Here is a 15,150-nt window from a genome sequence, read left to right as displayed (position 1 = left end):
TGACAAATTGGCGATTAATTAACTCAATACTTCCTTCTGCAATCGATGTCTCATTTTTCAGCTCGGCAATCACATCGCAGTAACCGAGCGCGAGCCGCGCCAGACAAGGCTCGGCGTTGACTCACTCTACAAAGGAAATGCGGCGTAAGCCATTGAGTTAATAACGCACAACGGTTATTTATCCTCAAACCGGGCGCTATTTTACTTCAATTAAAGTGCCACTGATAAGCCAAATGGAAAAATAAATTGCTCGGATATTACGAGGCGAGTTAATTTCGATTCAAATCAATTTAGTAAGATTACTCCCAAAATACCTGTTTACAATTATGGTTTCATTTCCTTACATGATTAATGACCACAATTTTTACTGTGTAAAACGGCTTTATGACCAAAAATTATGCAACTAATTGTTTTTAATAGAATAGTTAAGAATAATCCATTTTTAATCCCTTCGCGCCACATTCTGCCGTCAGTCCTCAGCACAAAAACCACCCAACGCCAACAAATAAAAATATTCAGCTACTTATCCAACACAAGCTGGCAATGTAAACTACATATGAAATAAAAAACCAGAATTAACAACCAAAATCAATTAAATTAACAGAATTTTAACCAAGATACCGGAGATTGCACCATGCTCTCGCCTGCCACTCACTGGCGCAGTGCCGCCGCCGATACCTTTGCTTTGGTGGTGTATTGCTTTATCGCCGGTATGGCGATAGAAATTCTGGTCTCCGGCATGAGCTTTCAGCAGTCGCTCTCGTCCCGCTTGCTGTCGATTCCGGTGAATATCCTGATCGCCTGGCCCTATGGGCGCTATCGGGACCTGTTTATCCGCATCGCCAGGCGCTCTGATCGATACCCCTTTTTATTGCGTAACCTTGCCGATCTGCTGGCCTATGTCAGTTTCCAATCGCCGGTTTATGCCGCCATCCTGTGGAGCGTCGGTGCCGACGGGCAGCAAATCATAACGGCCGTGGCCAGCAATGCTGTGGTATCGATGGCGATGGGGGTGGTGTACGGATATTTTCTCGAGTACTGCAGAAGGCTGTTCAGGGTAACGGGCTACGTATAACGGGGAGTTTGAAACAGGAGCGCGACAAAGCGCCCCTGCGATAGGATTATTTCCGGCTCAGACTGCCGCGGCGGAACAGATTGCGGCGAATGCGCGTCAGGCCCGGTTTAGGCTTACGCGGTTCATCCAGACTGGCCAGCACCAGCTCCAATACGCGTTCGGCCACGTCACGGTGACGCTGCGCAACCGCCAGCACCGGACACTCCAGGAAGTCCAACAGCTCATGGTCACCGAAGGTGGCGATCGCCAGATCGGTCGGCAAGCGGCCACGCTGCTTCAAGGTCACGTCCATCACCCCTTGCAGCAAAGAGAATGAAGTGGTGAACAGCGCCTGTGGCATCGGATGGGTCTTCAGCCATTCGGCAAACAGCACGCCAGCAGCCTCGCGCTCATAGCTATTGGCATACAGATAATCGACATGCCGCTCGTCATCCTGCCAGGCCTGACGGAAACCCTGTTCACGCAGGAAGCTGACGGAAAGCTCCGGCAACGCGCCCAGATACAGCACCGACTCTGCAGGGAAAGTACGCAGTTCCTGCGCCAGTGCGAAGGAATCCTCCTGATCGGCCCCCACCACGCTGATGAAATGCTCGCGATCCAGCGCACGGTCCAGGGCAATAATCGGCAGCGGATCGTTGGCCCAGCGCTGATAGAATGGATGCTCTGGCGGCAAAGCGGTGGAAACGATGAGTGCATCGACCTGACGTTGCAGCAGATGTTCGATGCAGCGCATTTCGTTATCCGGCTGATCTTCCGAACAGGCAATCAACAGCTGGTAGCCGCGTTGGCGCGCCTGACGCTCCAGATAGTTGGCAATCCGGGTGTAGCTGGTGTTTTCCAGATCCGGTATCACCAGGCCGATAGAGCGCGTTCGCCCGGCGCGCAGCCCTGCCGCGACGGCATTTGGGTGATAGTTGTGCTCCCTGACCACGGCCATCACTTTCTCGACGGTTTTATCGCTGACACGATACTGCTTCGCCTTGCCGTTGATGACATAACTGGCCGTAGTGCGCGAAACGCCCGCGAGACGCGCGATTTCATCCAGTTTCACGTTAACCCCTTAATGACGCTGAAAATAGAAGTGAAAACCATGCCCGGATTAACCATCGCATCCTGTGCGGTTATTCAATCCAGCCTCTGCGATCTAACAGCAGAAAACTCTGCCTAGCAACCGCTTTTGCCGAAAGGTGCCAGCAAACGGGCAAAAAACGCCGAAAAACAAAGGGCGCAGCCTGGCCGCGCCCTCAGATTACGCCAATCTCACTCCTCAGCGCATGATTTTATCGCCGCGCGATACGCCGACCACGCCGGAACGCGCCACTTCGACAATTTCGGCCACTTCACGCACCGCGCTCAGGAACGCATCCAGCTTATCGCTGGTGCCGGCCAGTTGAACGGTGTACAGCGTAGCGGTAACGTCAACGATCTGGCCGCGGAAAATATCGGCACAGCGCTTCACTTCCTCGCGCCCGTAACCGCTGGCCTGCAGCTTCACCAACATGATTTCACGCTCGACGTGCGCGCCCTGCACCAGTTCGCTGACGCGAAGCACGTCCACCAGCTTATGCAGCTGCTTTTCGATCTGCTCCAGCACCTTTTCATCGCCGACGGTTTGGATCGTCATGCGCGACAGCGTAGGGTCGTCGGTTGGCGCGACCGTCAGGCTTTCAATGTTGTAACCACGCTGAGAGAACAAACCCACCACACGCGATAACGCGCCGGATTCGTTTTCCAGCAAGACAGATAAAATTCGGCGCATGATCAAGTCCTCTCCGTTTTGCTTAACCACATTTCGTCCATGCTTCCACCGCGGATCTGCATCGGGTAAACATGTTCGGTCTCATCGACGGTCACATCGACAAATACCAGGCGCTCTTTTTCTGCCAGCGCCTGCGCCAGTTTGCTTTCCAGTTCATCCGGCGTACGAATGGCGATGCCCACATGACCGTAAGCCTCTGCCAGCTTGACGAAGTCCGGCAGGGAATCCATATAGGACTGGGAGTGACGGCCAGAGTAGATCATGTCCTGCCACTGCTTCACCATCCCCAGATAGCGGTTATTGAGGTTCACTACGATCACCGGCAGGTTGTACTGCAATGCGGTGGAAAGCTCCTGGATATTCATCTGGATACTGCCGTCGCCGGTCACGCACACCACGGTTTCATCAGGCAATGCCAGCTTGACGCCCAGCGCGGCAGGCAGACCAAAGCCCATGGTGCCCAGCCCGCCGGAGTTGATCCAACGGCGTGGTTTGTCGAACGGATAGTAAAGTGCGGCGAACATCTGGTGCTGGCCAACATCGGAAGTGACGTAAGCATCGCCCTTGGTCAGCCGATGCAGGGTTTCAATCACGGCCTGTGGCTTGATGGTACCGCTGTTTTTGTCGTAGCCCAGGCAGTCGCGCGCGCGCCACTGTTCAATAGACTGCCACCAATCGCGCAGCGCATCGTGATCCTGCGTTTTGTCCTCCTGCGCCAACAATTCCAGCATCTGGGTCAGCACCTGCCTGGCATCGCCGACGATCGGGATATCGGCATCCACCGTCTTGGAGATTGAGGTAGGGTCGATATCGATATGCAGTACGGTGGCATCCGGGCAATATTTCGCCAGGTTGTTGGTGGTGCGGTCGTCAAAGCGCACGCCGACGGCAAAGATCACGTCAGAGTGGTGCATGGTTTTGTTGGCTTCGTAAGTCCCGTGCATGCCGAGCATGCCGACGCTCTGGCGGTGCGTGCCGGGAAACGCGCCCAACCCCATCAGGGTGCAGGTAACCGGTAAATTCAGTTTTTCCGCCAGCTCCAGCAATTCGCCCTCACAGGCCGAATTAATCGCGCCGCCACCGACGTACATCACGGGCTTCTTGGCCGTAAGGATAGTTTGCAATGCGCGTTTAATCTGCCCGCGGTGGCCCTGCACCGTCGGGTTATAGGAGCGCATGCTCACTTCCTGCGGGTAGGCATAAGGCATTCTTACCGCCGGGCCAACGATGTCCTTCGGCAGATCAATCACCACCGGACCTGGACGACCGGTAGAGGCCAGGTAGAAAGCTTTCTTCAAAATGCCGGGAATATCTTCGGTGCGCTTCACCAGGAAACTGTGTTTGACCACCGGGCGAGAAATCCCGACCATGTCGCACTCCTGGAAGGCATCGTAACCAATCAGCGAGCTGGGGACCTGCCCGGAAAGCACCACCATCGGGATGGAGTCCATATAGGCTGTCGCAATACCGGTGATCGCGTTGGTCGCTCCCGGGCCTGAGGTCACCAGAACCACCCCGACTTCACCGGTGGCGCGCGCATAGCCATCGGCCATATGCACTGCACCCTGTTCATGGCGCACCAATATGTGATCGATGCCTCCGACCGTATGCAGGGCGTCGTAAATATCGAGTACCGCCCCGCCCGGATATCCGAATACATGCTTAACGCCCTGATCGATCAACGATCGGACGACCATCTCGGCTCCTGACAACATCTCCATGGGTTTGCCTCCAGGCTTACTTATACTTGTCTGGCGCCGGAACGTAGCGCCTGCTGTGGGGCATTGCCCCAAAGTTTTTGTGGATTGATTCTAACTGATTAACATAACGTCAGAATATTGGGCAGGCAAACAGCAAAAAGACTCAGCAATAGAATGGTTATTGCCAAGCGGCTGGGGATCCGAGGTTTACAGAAACAATGCACTAGCCGCTAGCGGCTCGGGCTAGGCATTGTTCCAATCAGGCGAGGAATTACAGAACTATATCAGGCAAGAATTACGCTGTTTTTTTCGCCGAACACTCCGTCCGGCGACAGCCTCTGATCTAATCCTGGTACATGGAGTCAATTTCACGCTGATAGCGCTGTGAAATGACCTTACGTCGCAGCTTCAGCGTTGGCGTCAGCTCACCCAACTCCATCGAGAAGGCGGCAGGCAACAAAGTAAACCTTTTTACCTGTTCAAACCGCGCCAGCTCTTTTTGCATCTCACGCAGGCGGCTTTCAAACATCTCCAGAATATGGCTGTTACGCAACAGCTCGATCCGATCCTGATACTTCAAATTGATAGATTTCGCATACTCTTCCAGGGATTCAAAGCTGGGCACGATCAGGGCGGAAACGAATTTACGCGCATCGGCGATGATCGCCACCTGCTCGATAAAGCGATCCTGCGCCAGCGTGCCTTCCAGCATCTGCGGAGCTATGTACTTGCCGCCGGAAGTTTTCATCAAATCCTTCAGGCGTTCGGTGATAAACAGGTTGCCGCCTTCGTCCATGGCGCCGGCATCGCCGGTCTTCAACCAACCATCCTCGGTAAAGGAGGCGGCGGTTTCCAGCGGTTTATTGAAATAGCCGCGCATCACCACCGGCCCACGCACCTGAATTTCATTCTCCTCGCCAATGCGCACTTCTACCCCCGGCAAGGGCTTGCCAATAGAGCCAAAGCGGAAATTGCCCTCTTCCCAACAGGAAACGGTGGCGCAGGTTTCGGTCATGCCATAGCCGTATTTGATGTTAACGCCCATCGCCTGGAAAAACAGGATGACATTGTCGTCCAGTTTGGCGCCCGCAGCCGGCAAGAAGCGCACTCGTCCACCAAGGATACCGCGCAACTTGCTCAGCACCAGTTTATCGGCCCAGCGATGAGAAAGATCGAATAGCTTGCCCAATGGCTTGCCGGCGCGCTCCTGCAGGAACTTGCGCTCACCGCAGACAATCGCCCAATGGAACAATGCCCGGCGCAGCCAGGGCGCGCGCGCGACCTTTTCATGCACTGCACTGAAGATTTTTTCGTAAAAGCGCGGCACCGCGCACATCAGCGTCGGACGCACCGCCGCCATGGCTTCGCGCACCCAATCGGTATTCGGTAAAAACACGTTTTGCGCGCCAGAGTGCATGATGAAGAAGCTCCAGGCACGTTCAAACACGTGTGACATCGGCAGGAAACTGAGAGACACATCCTCTTCATTCACCGTCAGCCGCTCATCATGCAGATAAAGCTGTGCGGCCAGATTACGGTAGTCCAGCATCACGCCCTTGGGTTCGCCGGTGGTGCCGGAGGTATAGATCAGCGTGAAGAGATCCCGCAGATCGCAATCGGCTACGCGTTGCTGCAATTGAGATGAGAACGCCGCTACGTCGACTTCACGTTCAAAGGTACTCAGGTGTTGGGCGATCTCACAGCCATGCAGGTCGACGCTGTCATCAAATACAATAATGTGGCTCAGTTGCGGACACACGCCGCGCAGCGCGATGGCGGCATCCAGTTGAGCCTGCTCGCCGACGAACAGAATACGGATATCGGCATCATTGATGATAAAAGCCGCCTGGGCCGGCGTGTTGGTGGCATACAGCGGCACGCTCACACCACGCAATTGCAAAATGGCCAAATCCGCCAGCGACCAGGCCATGCAGTTATTGGCAAAAATCGCGATACGTTCCTGCACGTCGGCACCCAATGCCAACAGCGCACTGGCGATGAGATTGATATGAGTATCGACCTGTTTCCAGGTCATTTGGGTCTCCCCCTGGGGAGACCATTGGCGAAAAGCAATGCGATCGGCACGGTGAGAAATTTGGTGCTGTATACGGTGAGTCAAATGGTATTGCAGCAGATTATTGATCATAGCGCTCTAAGCCTGAAATGAATCAAACAGTTAGCGGAGTGCGAGATAACCTCTTCTCACATCTCAGCTTACACGTGTTTACTTTTTTTCGCGCAGTCTACCTACTCTCAGGCGGCGGGAAAAGAGATTTCAGCGTAGAAGTGTGAGCCAAAACTCAGGTTAATTTCACCGCGTCTCATCGTTGGACAAAAAGGGGAGGAAAAGGTTTTATCCAGGCCACAAAATGCAAGGCCGAAAAGCCCACCCGAGAACAGAGATAAAAACCAGGTATGAATAACATTTCAGTATATAATTTTATATCGATATTTTTAATGAAACTGTATAAATCATTATAAATGAATTCATCCAGAGTGCTGAAATAAAGAAACCCCTTAGATAATACCAAGATAATTCTTAATAAATCGGCAGTGTAAATTACCCCCCAATGGGACATTACCACCATGGGGGTAATAATAGACTGACTTACTCCGATATATCAGACTGACCAAGCTGGATTTTCATCCATTGATGGCCCTTATCACGCTCTGCCGATTCATGCCAAGACAGGTAACAGGTGACCTTGTTTTCATTCCAGGGTAATGGAACGAACTGCAATTGCAATGCTTCCGACTGTTGCTGGGCCAACCATGCAGGAACAATTGCCATCATGTGGGTATTGGAAACCATATTCAATACGCTGTATAAATCGGTGCATTGCTGAGCCACGAGGCGCTGCATTGCTTCTTCTATATAGTAAGGTTTACTAAAAGAGTAAAAACTCTCCAGTGAAACTACAGCATGCTGCTCTGACATAATCTGTTCAGGCGTAATATCTGTTCCAATTCTGGGATGCTTTCTGGCGGTAACCAACACTAACTCATCGTCAAAAATCGCCACACTTTTAAACTCTGTCGGATCAAAACTGGCATAACCAATCACAAACTCGACTTCCTGATAACGTAATTGATTATCGATATTATTACTTATATAGGATTTTATTTTTAAATGAGTTTGCGGGGCAATTTCCCTCAAGTGATTGATTATTCCGGCCCCCAGTCGCAGATCAAGCGGGCTGCAGATGGCGATGGAGAAAACACGTTCACTGGTGAAGGGTTCGAACTCCGCGCCCGGCAGCTCATTTTGCACCAACTGCAAAGCCTGTCTGACGGGCCCAAACAGCTGTCGGGCTCGTGCCGTCGGTTGAATACCACGTCCACAGCGTACGAACAGCTCATCGTTAAACATCAGTTTCAACCGCGCAACCGCATTGCTGACTGCCGGTTGTGACATTCCCAAAAAACCCGCAGCCCGGGTAATATTTTGCATCTGCATCACGGCATCGAACACGGTGAGCAAGTTCAGATCGACACTGCGTAAATGAATATCAGTGGCGTCCTTATCAATGATAACTCCTGAATTACATTCCGACATATCCCACTCCACTAAGTCCTGTGTAGATAATTCATCAGGCATAATTAAAACAACAAAATTGTGGCATTAATCACACCGGGAAGAATTAGTTATCTCTCGCTCCGTTCGTTTGAAATCGGGCTAAAGCATCGTCCTGTTTATAAACATGGTTAAAAGCCAACATCCGGTTTGCAACAGGTTTATCATTCACCTCCCGATAGAGATTCTGCAATTGTTATTTTTAATGGATTACAGTAAAAAATCATTATCACTCCTTCCGATAAACCATATTAAAAAACACATCACCCAATCAAACAACCGTGACTTATCGGCCCATCTTAGTCCTATGACCAATTCACGAAAAATATAAACCACCGTAAAACATTGACGCCAACAATACAAAATCACCACCTTCAATGCTGGCTAGCACGGCTCCCGTTGTTTTGCATCTTTAATTTTAACGCACTGTCCCTCAGAAGCAATTGCGAGGATATATATTCATTTCGTTTATGCTAACCGGGCCGCAAATCCGCCTTCACCTTTTCTCTGACAATGTCATTTTTCACCGAACTATCGTCTGTTGCTGCGGGTGCGTTAATCGGACTCTAAAGGAGTACCCTCATTTTCAATCAGGTGTTGACATAGTTAGGCCAATAACGTATCAAATTAGACAACGAAATTATTTAGAGAGTTGAACCGCCATGAACCGCACTTACCGTCTACTAGGCCTACTACTTAACGCATCTTCTTTGCGCGGTATGCCGGTGGACGGAGTTCAGAGCTGATTCAACCCACCCTCATAACAAACCCGCGCTACTGCGCGGGTTTTTTTTTACCCGCTTAGCGTGAAATAAACACGATAAGGAACCACCCGATGAGCCAACAAGTCATTATTTTCGATACAACTTTGCGTGATGGCGAACAGGCGCTGCAAGCCAGCCTGAGCGTGAAAGAGAAGATTCAGATTGCGATGGCGCTGGAAAGAATGGGTGTCGACGTCATGGAAGTGGGTTTCCCTGTCTCCTCACCGGGTGATTTCGAATCCGTGCAAACCATCGCTCGCCAGATTAAAAACAGCCGTGTCTGTGGCCTGGCGCGTTGCGTAGATAAAGATATCGACGTCGCGGCCGAAGCATTACGCGTCGCCGAAGCGTTCCGCATTCACGTGTTCCTGGCCACCTCGACCCTGCATATTGAATCAAAACTGAAGCGCTCGTTCGACGAAGTGCTGGAGATGGCAATACGCTCGGTGAAGCGCGCCCGTAACTACACGGACGACGTAGAATTCTCTTGCGAAGACGCTGGCCGCACGCCAATCGATAACCTGTGTCGCGTGGTAGAAGCCGCTATCAATGCCGGCGCTACCACCATCAATATCCCGGACACCGTGGGCTACACCACGCCGAACCAGTTTGGCGGCATTATCACCACCCTGTATGACCGCGTACCGAATATCGATAAAGCCATTATCTCCGTCCATTGCCACGACGATCTGGGCATGGCGGTCGGCAACTCCATCGCCGCAGTGCAGGCCGGCGCCCGCCAGGTTGAAGGGACCCTGAACGGTATCGGTGAACGCGCAGGCAACACCTCACTGGAAGAAGTGATCATGGCGATCAAAGTGCGCCAGGACATCATGAACGTGCACACCAACATCAACCATCAGGAAATTTTCCGTACCAGCCAGATTGTCAGCCAGCTGTGCAACATGCCGATCCCGGCCAACAAAGCGATCGTCGGTTCCAATGCTTTCGCCCACTCCTCCGGTATTCACCAAGACGGCGTGCTGAAAAATCGCGAAAACTACGAAATCATGTCCCCGCAGACCATAGGTCTGAAGGATGTACAGTTGAACCTGACTTCCCGTTCCGGTCGCGCTGCGGTGAAACACCGTATGGAAGAGATGGGCTATAAGGAACAGGACTACAACCTGGACAATCTGTACGCCGCCTTCCTGAAGCTGGCCGACAAAAAAGGCCAGGTGTTCGATTACGACCTGGAAGCGCTGGCGTTCATTAATAAGCAACAGGAAGAGCCAGAGCACTTCAGCCTGGATTACTTCAGCGTGCAGTCAGGCAGCAGCATTATGGCCACCGCCTCGGTGAAACTGGTCTGCGGCGAAGAAGAGAAAGCCGAAGCGGCCACCGGCAATGGCCCGGTTGACGCGGTTTATCAGGCAATCAACCGGATTACCGGTTACCCGATCGAACTGGTGAAATATCAATTAACCGCCAAGGGCCAGGGGCGCGATGCGCTGGGCCAGGTTGATATCGTGGTGTCCTACAACGGCCGCCGCTTCCATGGCGTAGGTCTGGCGACCGACATCGTGGAATCCTCCGCCAAGGCGATGGTTCACGTATTGAATAATATTTGGCGCTCCCAGCAGGTAGAAAAAGAAAAGCAGCGTCTGCAGCAAAGCAAACATCAAAATAATCAGGAAACGGTGTGAACATGACGAAGACCTACCACATTGCCGTCTTGCCCGGAGACGGAATCGGCCCGGAAGTAATGGCCCAAGCGCGTAAAGTGTTGAACGCAGTGCGTCAGCGCTTTGATATCCGCATCACCGAAGCCGAGTACGACGTCGGTGGTATTGCCATCGATCGTCATGGCAGTCCGCTGCCGCAGGCAACCCTCGCCGGTTGCGAGCAAGCCGACGCTATTCTGTTCGGTTCAGTAGGTGGCCCGAAATGGGAACACTTGCCGCCGGCAGAGCAGCCTGAACGCGGTGCCTTGCTGCCCTTGCGCAAGCACTTCAAACTGTTCAGCAACCTGCGCCCTGCTCGCCTGTATCAAGGGTTGGAAGAGTTCTGCCCGCTGCGCGCCGACATCGCCGCCCGCGGTTTCGATATTCTGTGCGTGCGTGAACTGACCGGCGGCATCTATTTCGGCCAGCCGAAAGGCCGCGAAGGCCAGGGCATGCAGGAACGCGCTTTCGACACCGAGGTCTATCATCGTTTCGAGATCGAACGCATTGCGCGCATCGCCTTCGAATCTGCCCGCAAGCGCCGCAATAAAGTGACCTCGATTGATAAAGCCAACGTATTGCAGAGCTCCATTCTGTGGCGCGAAGTGGTGAATCAGGTCGCTAAGGATTACCCAGACGTGTCGCTGTCGCATATGTATATCGACAACGCCACCATGCAGTTGATCAAAGACCCGTCGCAGTTCGACGTGCTGCTGTGTTCCAACCTGTTCGGCGATATTTTGTCCGATGAGTGCGCAATGATCACCGGTTCGATGGGCATGCTGCCGTCCGCCAGCCTGAACGAGCAAGGCTTCGGTTTATACGAGCCCGCAGGCGGTTCTGCGCCGGACATCGCGGGTAAAGGCATCGCCAACCCGATCGCCCAGATCCTGTCAGCCACCCTGCTGCTGCGTTACAGCCTGGGTGCCACTGAAGCAGCAGATGCCGTAGAACGCGCCATCAACCAGGCGCTGGAACAGGGTTACCGCACCGCCGATCTGGCTGGCACCGGTAAAGCCATCAGCACCGATGAAATGGGCGACATCATCGCCCGCTTTGTAGCTCAGGGGGCATAACATGGCCAAGACCTTATATCAGAAGCTGTACGATGCCCACGTGGTGTATGAAGCACCGAACGAAACGCCGTTGTTGTATATCGACCGCCATCTGGTGCACGAAGTCACTTCACCACAGGCGTTTGACGGCCTGCGCGCCATGGGCCGCAAAGTGCGCCAACCGGGTAAGACCTTTGCCACCATGGATCACAACGTCTCGACCCAAACCAAAGACATCAATGCCAGCGGCGAGATGGCGCGTATTCAAATGCAGGAGCTGATCAAGAACTGTGCTGAATTCGGCGTCTCACTGTATGACCTGAACCACCCGTTCCAGGGCATCGTACACGTCATCGGCCCTGAACAGGGCATGACGCTGCCGGGCATGACCATCGTCTGCGGCGACTCCCACACCGCGACGCACGGCGCTTTCGGCTCGCTGGCCTTCGGTATCGGCACTTCGGAAGTGGAGCACGTTTTGGCTACCCAGACCCTGAAACAGGGGCGCGCCAAGACCATGAAGATTGAAGTCACCGGCGACGCAGCCGAAGGCATTACCGCCAAGGACATCGTGCTGGCGATTATCGGCAAAACCGGCAGTGCCGGCGGTACCGGCCACGTCGTGGAATTCTGTGGCAAAGCGATTGAAGCGCTGAGCATGGAAGGCCGTATGACCCTGTGCAACATGGCGATCGAAATGGGCGCCAAAGCCGGGTTAGTGGCTCCGGACGACACCACCTTTGAATACCTGAAAGGCCGTCAGTTTGCCCCAACCGGCAATAACTGGGAGCAGGCTGTCGCCTACTGGCGCACCATGAAGTCCGATGACGACGCCAGGTTCGATACCGTAGTGACCCTGCGCGCCGAAGACATCGCGCCACAGGTCACCTGGGGCACCAACCCAGGCCAGGTCATTGCTGTCAATCAGGCTATTCCGGCGCCGGAATCGTTCAGCGATCCGGTTGAACGTGCCTCAGCAGAAAAAGCGTTGGCCTATATGGACCTCAAACCGGGCATCAAGCTGACCGAAGTGCCGATCGACAAAGTGTTTATCGGTTCTTGTACCAACTCACGTATCGAAGATTTGCGCGCGGCGGCGGCAATCGCCAAAGGCCGCAAGGTTGCCAACGGCGTACAGGCTATCGTGGTGCCGGGCTCCGGCCCGGTGAAGGCTCAAGCGGAAGCGGAAGGCCTGGATCAAATCTTTATTGAAGCCGGTTTCGAATGGCGTCTGCCAGGCTGCTCAATGTGTCTGGCGATGAACAACGATCGTCTGAACCCTGGCGAGCGCTGTGCATCTACCAGCAACCGTAACTTCGAAGGGCGTCAGGGCCGCGGTGGACGTACTCACCTGGTCAGCCCTGCGATGGCCGCGGCGGCGGCCGTTGCCGGTCATTTCGCCGATATCCGTGATATTCACTAAGGGGCTAACGTGTCTAAATTTACTCAACATATTGGTTTAGTCGTGCCTCTGGACGCGGCTAACGTCGACACCGACGCCATCATTCCAAAACAGTTTTTACAGAAAGTGACGCGTACCGGCTTCGGCCAGCACCTGTTTAACGACTGGCGCTTCCTCGACGACGCCGGCCAGCAGCCAAACCCTGAGTTCGTGCTGAACAAGCCGCGCTACAAAGGTGCCAGCATCCTGCTGGCGCGTGAAAACTTTGGCTGTGGCTCCTCACGTGAGCACGCTCCGTGGGCACTGACCGATTACGGTTTCAAAGTGGTGATTGCACCAAGCTTCGCCGATATCTTCTACGGCAACTCGTTCAACAACCAGCTGCTGCCGGTTACTTTGAGCGAACAGCAGGTCGATGAGCTGTTCAACCTGGTTGCAGACAACGAAGGGGTTGAATTCGTGGTCGACCTGGAGAATCAGACGGTCAATGCCGGTGGCAAAAGCTACCCGTTTGAGATCGACAGTTTCCGCCGCCACTGCATGATCCATGGGCTGGACAGCATCGGCCTGACGCTGCAGCACGAAGCGGATATTTCGCGCTACGAGGCGCAGCAGCCGGCCTTCCTGAACTGAACAGCAAACACCCGCCGACTGGCGGGTGTTTTTTTATCACCAGTAACCCAGCCACTTCCACCAGGCCCCGCCAATTAACATCCAAATCAGCAGGTTAATCACGCTCATCACAAAACCGGCTTTCCACCATTCGCCCAGCGTCACATAGCCGGAACCGAAAATGATCGGTGCCGTCCCGGTACCATAGTGGGTCAGTGACATCATCAGAGAAGACGAAAACGCCAGGATCAGGCCCAACAGCGCCGGTGGCGCCCCGAGCGCAACGCCGGCGGCAAAGAAAGCGGCAAACATGGCGGTGACGTGTGCGGTGGTGCTGGCAAAGAAGTAGTGCGAATACAGATAGATGATGGTCAGCAGCACGGTACCGCCCACCCAGCTCATCCCCATATGATCAATGCCGCTGCCCACGGTCTGCGACAGCCAACCGATCAACCCCAACTTGCCAAGGAAACTGGCCATCATCACCAGCGCGGAGAACCACACCACCGTGTCCCAGGCACCTTTGTGCTTCAACACGTCCTCCCAACTCAACACGCCGGTCGCCAACAGTACCGCCAGGCCAATCAGCGCGGCCGTGGTTGGGTTAACCGCCAGCGCCGGGCCGAAGATCATCGCCGGGATACCCGCCCACAGCACCAGCAGCAGGGCAAACACTGCCAGGGTGATTTTCTCCGGCAAAGTGACCGGGCCCAAAGCCTGTAACTTGTCGCGAGCGAAACGCGGCGCGTCCGGGGTGCTTTTCACCTCCGGCGGATACAGCAGATAAATAACCAGCGGCATAACGATCAACGAACACACGCCCGGCACCAGCGCGGCGATTGCCCACATAGACCAGGAGAGTTCGAAGTTGCCGTGCGTGCCTTTGGCTATCAGGCTGACGATCAACGGGTTGGGCGCAGTAGCCGTGATAAACATCGCCGACGTGATGGGGTTGATGTTGTAATTCACCAGCGACAGATAGCGGCCAATTTTACCGGAGGTATTCAGATCGGGCCGGGAGCCGAAGCTGTCGGCGATTGACTTCATGATCGGGTGAATAATCCCGCCGCCTCGGGCGGTATTGCTTGGGGTGACCGGCGCCAGGGTCGTTTCCGCCAGCGTCAATGCATAGGCGATCCCCAGCGTCTTCTTGCCGAACAACGAAATAAAGTAGTAGCCAATGCGCGCCCCCAGCCCGGTTTTGTTCAGGCTAAGCGAGATCATGATCGAAAAACCGATCAACCAAATCAACTGGTTGGAGAAACCGCTGAGCGCATCATTCAGCGCCGCGCCCGGTTTGCCGGGGTTAGTGACACCGGTTACGGCCACCAGTGCAATGGCCACGATAGAAACGGCACCGATCGGCATTGCCTTGCCGATGATGGCGATGATAGTGCCGATAAACAGCGCCAGCAGATGCCAGGCATTGGGCGCAACCCCTTCGGGAACCGGGATCACAAACCAGATAAGCAGAGCGGCGGCGACAGCACACAGGGAAGGGACAGGTTTGAGCGGTGTTAGTTTATCCATAACATACCCACTTTT

At 54.0% G+C, this 15,150-nt stretch carries 12 protein-coding genes; 6 read left to right on the top strand and 6 right to left on the bottom strand.

Translation table 11 applies throughout. The features are described from left to right. Positions 1-634 precede the first annotated feature (634 nt). The gene (locus tag LQ945_RS16880) at positions 635-1,075 is read left to right on the top strand and encodes an L-alanine exporter AlaE (RefSeq protein ID WP_044554167.1); all 441 of its coding nucleotides are present in this window, start codon (positions 635-637) and stop codon (positions 1,073-1,075) included. Between the two features lie 46 nt (positions 1,076-1,121). Here the strand turns inward: LQ945_RS16880 and cra are convergent, their stop codons facing one another. From cra to leuO, 5 genes are all read right to left on the bottom strand, one after another. After that, on the bottom strand, positions 1,122-2,126 hold the full coding sequence (cra, locus tag LQ945_RS16875) for a catabolite repressor/activator (RefSeq protein ID WP_020825201.1): 1,005 nt from the start codon (positions 2,124-2,126) through the stop codon (positions 1,122-1,124). A 216-nt stretch (positions 2,127-2,342) separates the two neighbouring features. Further along, positions 2,343-2,834 (bottom strand): acetolactate synthase small subunit, encoded by a 492-nt coding sequence (gene ilvN, locus LQ945_RS16870; RefSeq protein ID WP_004932806.1) that lies wholly within the window; start codon positions 2,832-2,834, stop codon positions 2,343-2,345. A gap of 2 nt (positions 2,835-2,836) precedes the next feature. After that, positions 2,837-4,555 (bottom strand): acetolactate synthase 3 large subunit, encoded by a 1,719-nt coding sequence (gene ilvI, locus LQ945_RS16865; RefSeq protein ID WP_270101284.1) that lies wholly within the window; start codon positions 4,553-4,555, stop codon positions 2,837-2,839. 322 nt (positions 4,556-4,877) lie between these two features. Further along, positions 4,878-6,680 carry an AMP-dependent synthetase/ligase gene (locus LQ945_RS16860; RefSeq protein WP_270101283.1) on the bottom strand — a complete coding sequence of 601 codons (1,803 nt, stop codon included), beginning with the start codon at positions 6,678-6,680 and terminating at the stop codon, positions 4,878-4,880. A 462-nt stretch (positions 6,681-7,142) separates the two neighbouring features. After that, positions 7,143-8,090, bottom strand: coding sequence for a transcriptional regulator LeuO (leuO, locus tag LQ945_RS16855; protein ID WP_270103001.1), 948 nt, complete (start codon positions 8,088-8,090; stop codon positions 7,143-7,145). A 680-nt stretch (positions 8,091-8,770) separates the two neighbouring features. On the opposite strand from leuO, the gene leuL reads away from it, so the two are divergent. The 5 genes from leuL to leuD all read left to right on the top strand — a co-directional run bounded on the left by leuL (position 8,771) and on the right by leuD (position 13,626). After that, complete coding sequence (leuL, locus tag LQ945_RS24910) at positions 8,771-8,854, top strand: leu operon leader peptide (protein ID WP_156033875.1); 84 nt, start codon at positions 8,771-8,773, stop codon at positions 8,852-8,854. An 89-nt stretch (positions 8,855-8,943) separates the two neighbouring features. Further along, positions 8,944-10,518: a 2-isopropylmalate synthase gene (leuA, locus tag LQ945_RS16850; protein WP_044554163.1), complete on the top strand. Its 1,575-nt coding sequence runs from the start codon at positions 8,944-8,946 to the stop codon at positions 10,516-10,518. A 2-nt stretch (positions 10,519-10,520) separates the two neighbouring features. After that, the gene (leuB, locus tag LQ945_RS16845; protein ID WP_041414192.1) at positions 10,521-11,612 is read left to right on the top strand and encodes a 3-isopropylmalate dehydrogenase; all 1,092 of its coding nucleotides are present in this window, start codon (positions 10,521-10,523) and stop codon (positions 11,610-11,612) included. A gap of 1 nt (position 11,613) precedes the next feature. After that, a complete protein-coding gene (gene leuC, locus LQ945_RS16840) occupies positions 11,614-13,014 on the top strand; it encodes a 3-isopropylmalate dehydratase large subunit (protein WP_262240577.1) in 1,401 nt (466 codons plus the stop codon). Positions 13,015-13,023: 9 nt separating this feature from the next. After that, complete coding sequence (leuD, locus tag LQ945_RS16835) at positions 13,024-13,626, top strand: 3-isopropylmalate dehydratase small subunit (protein ID WP_044554161.1); 603 nt, start codon at positions 13,024-13,026, stop codon at positions 13,624-13,626. Positions 13,627-13,662: 36 nt separating this feature from the next. Here leuD and LQ945_RS16830 read toward each other — a convergent pair whose 3' ends face one another. Next, positions 13,663-15,135, bottom strand: coding sequence for a DASS family sodium-coupled anion symporter (locus LQ945_RS16830; protein ID WP_044554160.1), 1,473 nt, complete (start codon positions 15,133-15,135; stop codon positions 13,663-13,665). Positions 15,136-15,150: the final 15 nt, after the last annotated feature.

Origin of the sequence: Serratia liquefaciens, from assembly GCF_027594825.1 — a bacterium.
Classification (GTDB): Bacteria; Pseudomonadota; Gammaproteobacteria; order Enterobacterales; family Enterobacteriaceae; genus Serratia; species Serratia liquefaciens_A.
This window is presented reverse-complemented; position numbering and strand designations above follow the sequence as displayed.

Bases quoted from the DNA above. Each gene is read 5' to 3' on its own strand.
- LQ945_RS16880 (WP_044554167.1), top strand. From the start codon at position 635: ATGCTCTCGCCTGCCACTCACTGGCGCAGTGCCGCCGCCGATACCTTT.
- ilvN (WP_004932806.1), bottom strand. From the start codon at position 2,834: ATGCGCCGAATTTTATCTGTCTTGCTGGAAAACGAATCCGGCGCGTTA.
- ilvI (WP_270101284.1), bottom strand. From the start codon at position 4,555: ATGGAGATGTTGTCAGGAGCCGAGATGGTCGTCCGATCGTTGATCGAT.
- LQ945_RS16860 (WP_270101283.1), bottom strand. From the start codon at position 6,680: ATGATCAATAATCTGCTGCAATACCATTTGACTCACCGTATACAGCAC.
- leuO (WP_270103001.1), bottom strand. From the start codon at position 8,090: ATGTCGGAATGTAATTCAGGAGTTATCATTGATAAGGACGCCACTGAT.
- leuL (WP_156033875.1), top strand. From the start codon at position 8,771: ATGAACCGCACTTACCGTCTACTAGGCCTACTACTTAACGCATCTTCT.
- leuA (WP_044554163.1), top strand. From the start codon at position 8,944: ATGAGCCAACAAGTCATTATTTTCGATACAACTTTGCGTGATGGCGAA.
- leuB (WP_041414192.1), top strand. From the start codon at position 10,521: ATGACGAAGACCTACCACATTGCCGTCTTGCCCGGAGACGGAATCGGC.
- leuC (WP_262240577.1), top strand. From the start codon at position 11,614: ATGGCCAAGACCTTATATCAGAAGCTGTACGATGCCCACGTGGTGTAT.
- LQ945_RS16830 (WP_044554160.1), bottom strand. From the start codon at position 15,135: ATGGATAAACTAACACCGCTCAAACCTGTCCCTTCCCTGTGTGCTGTC.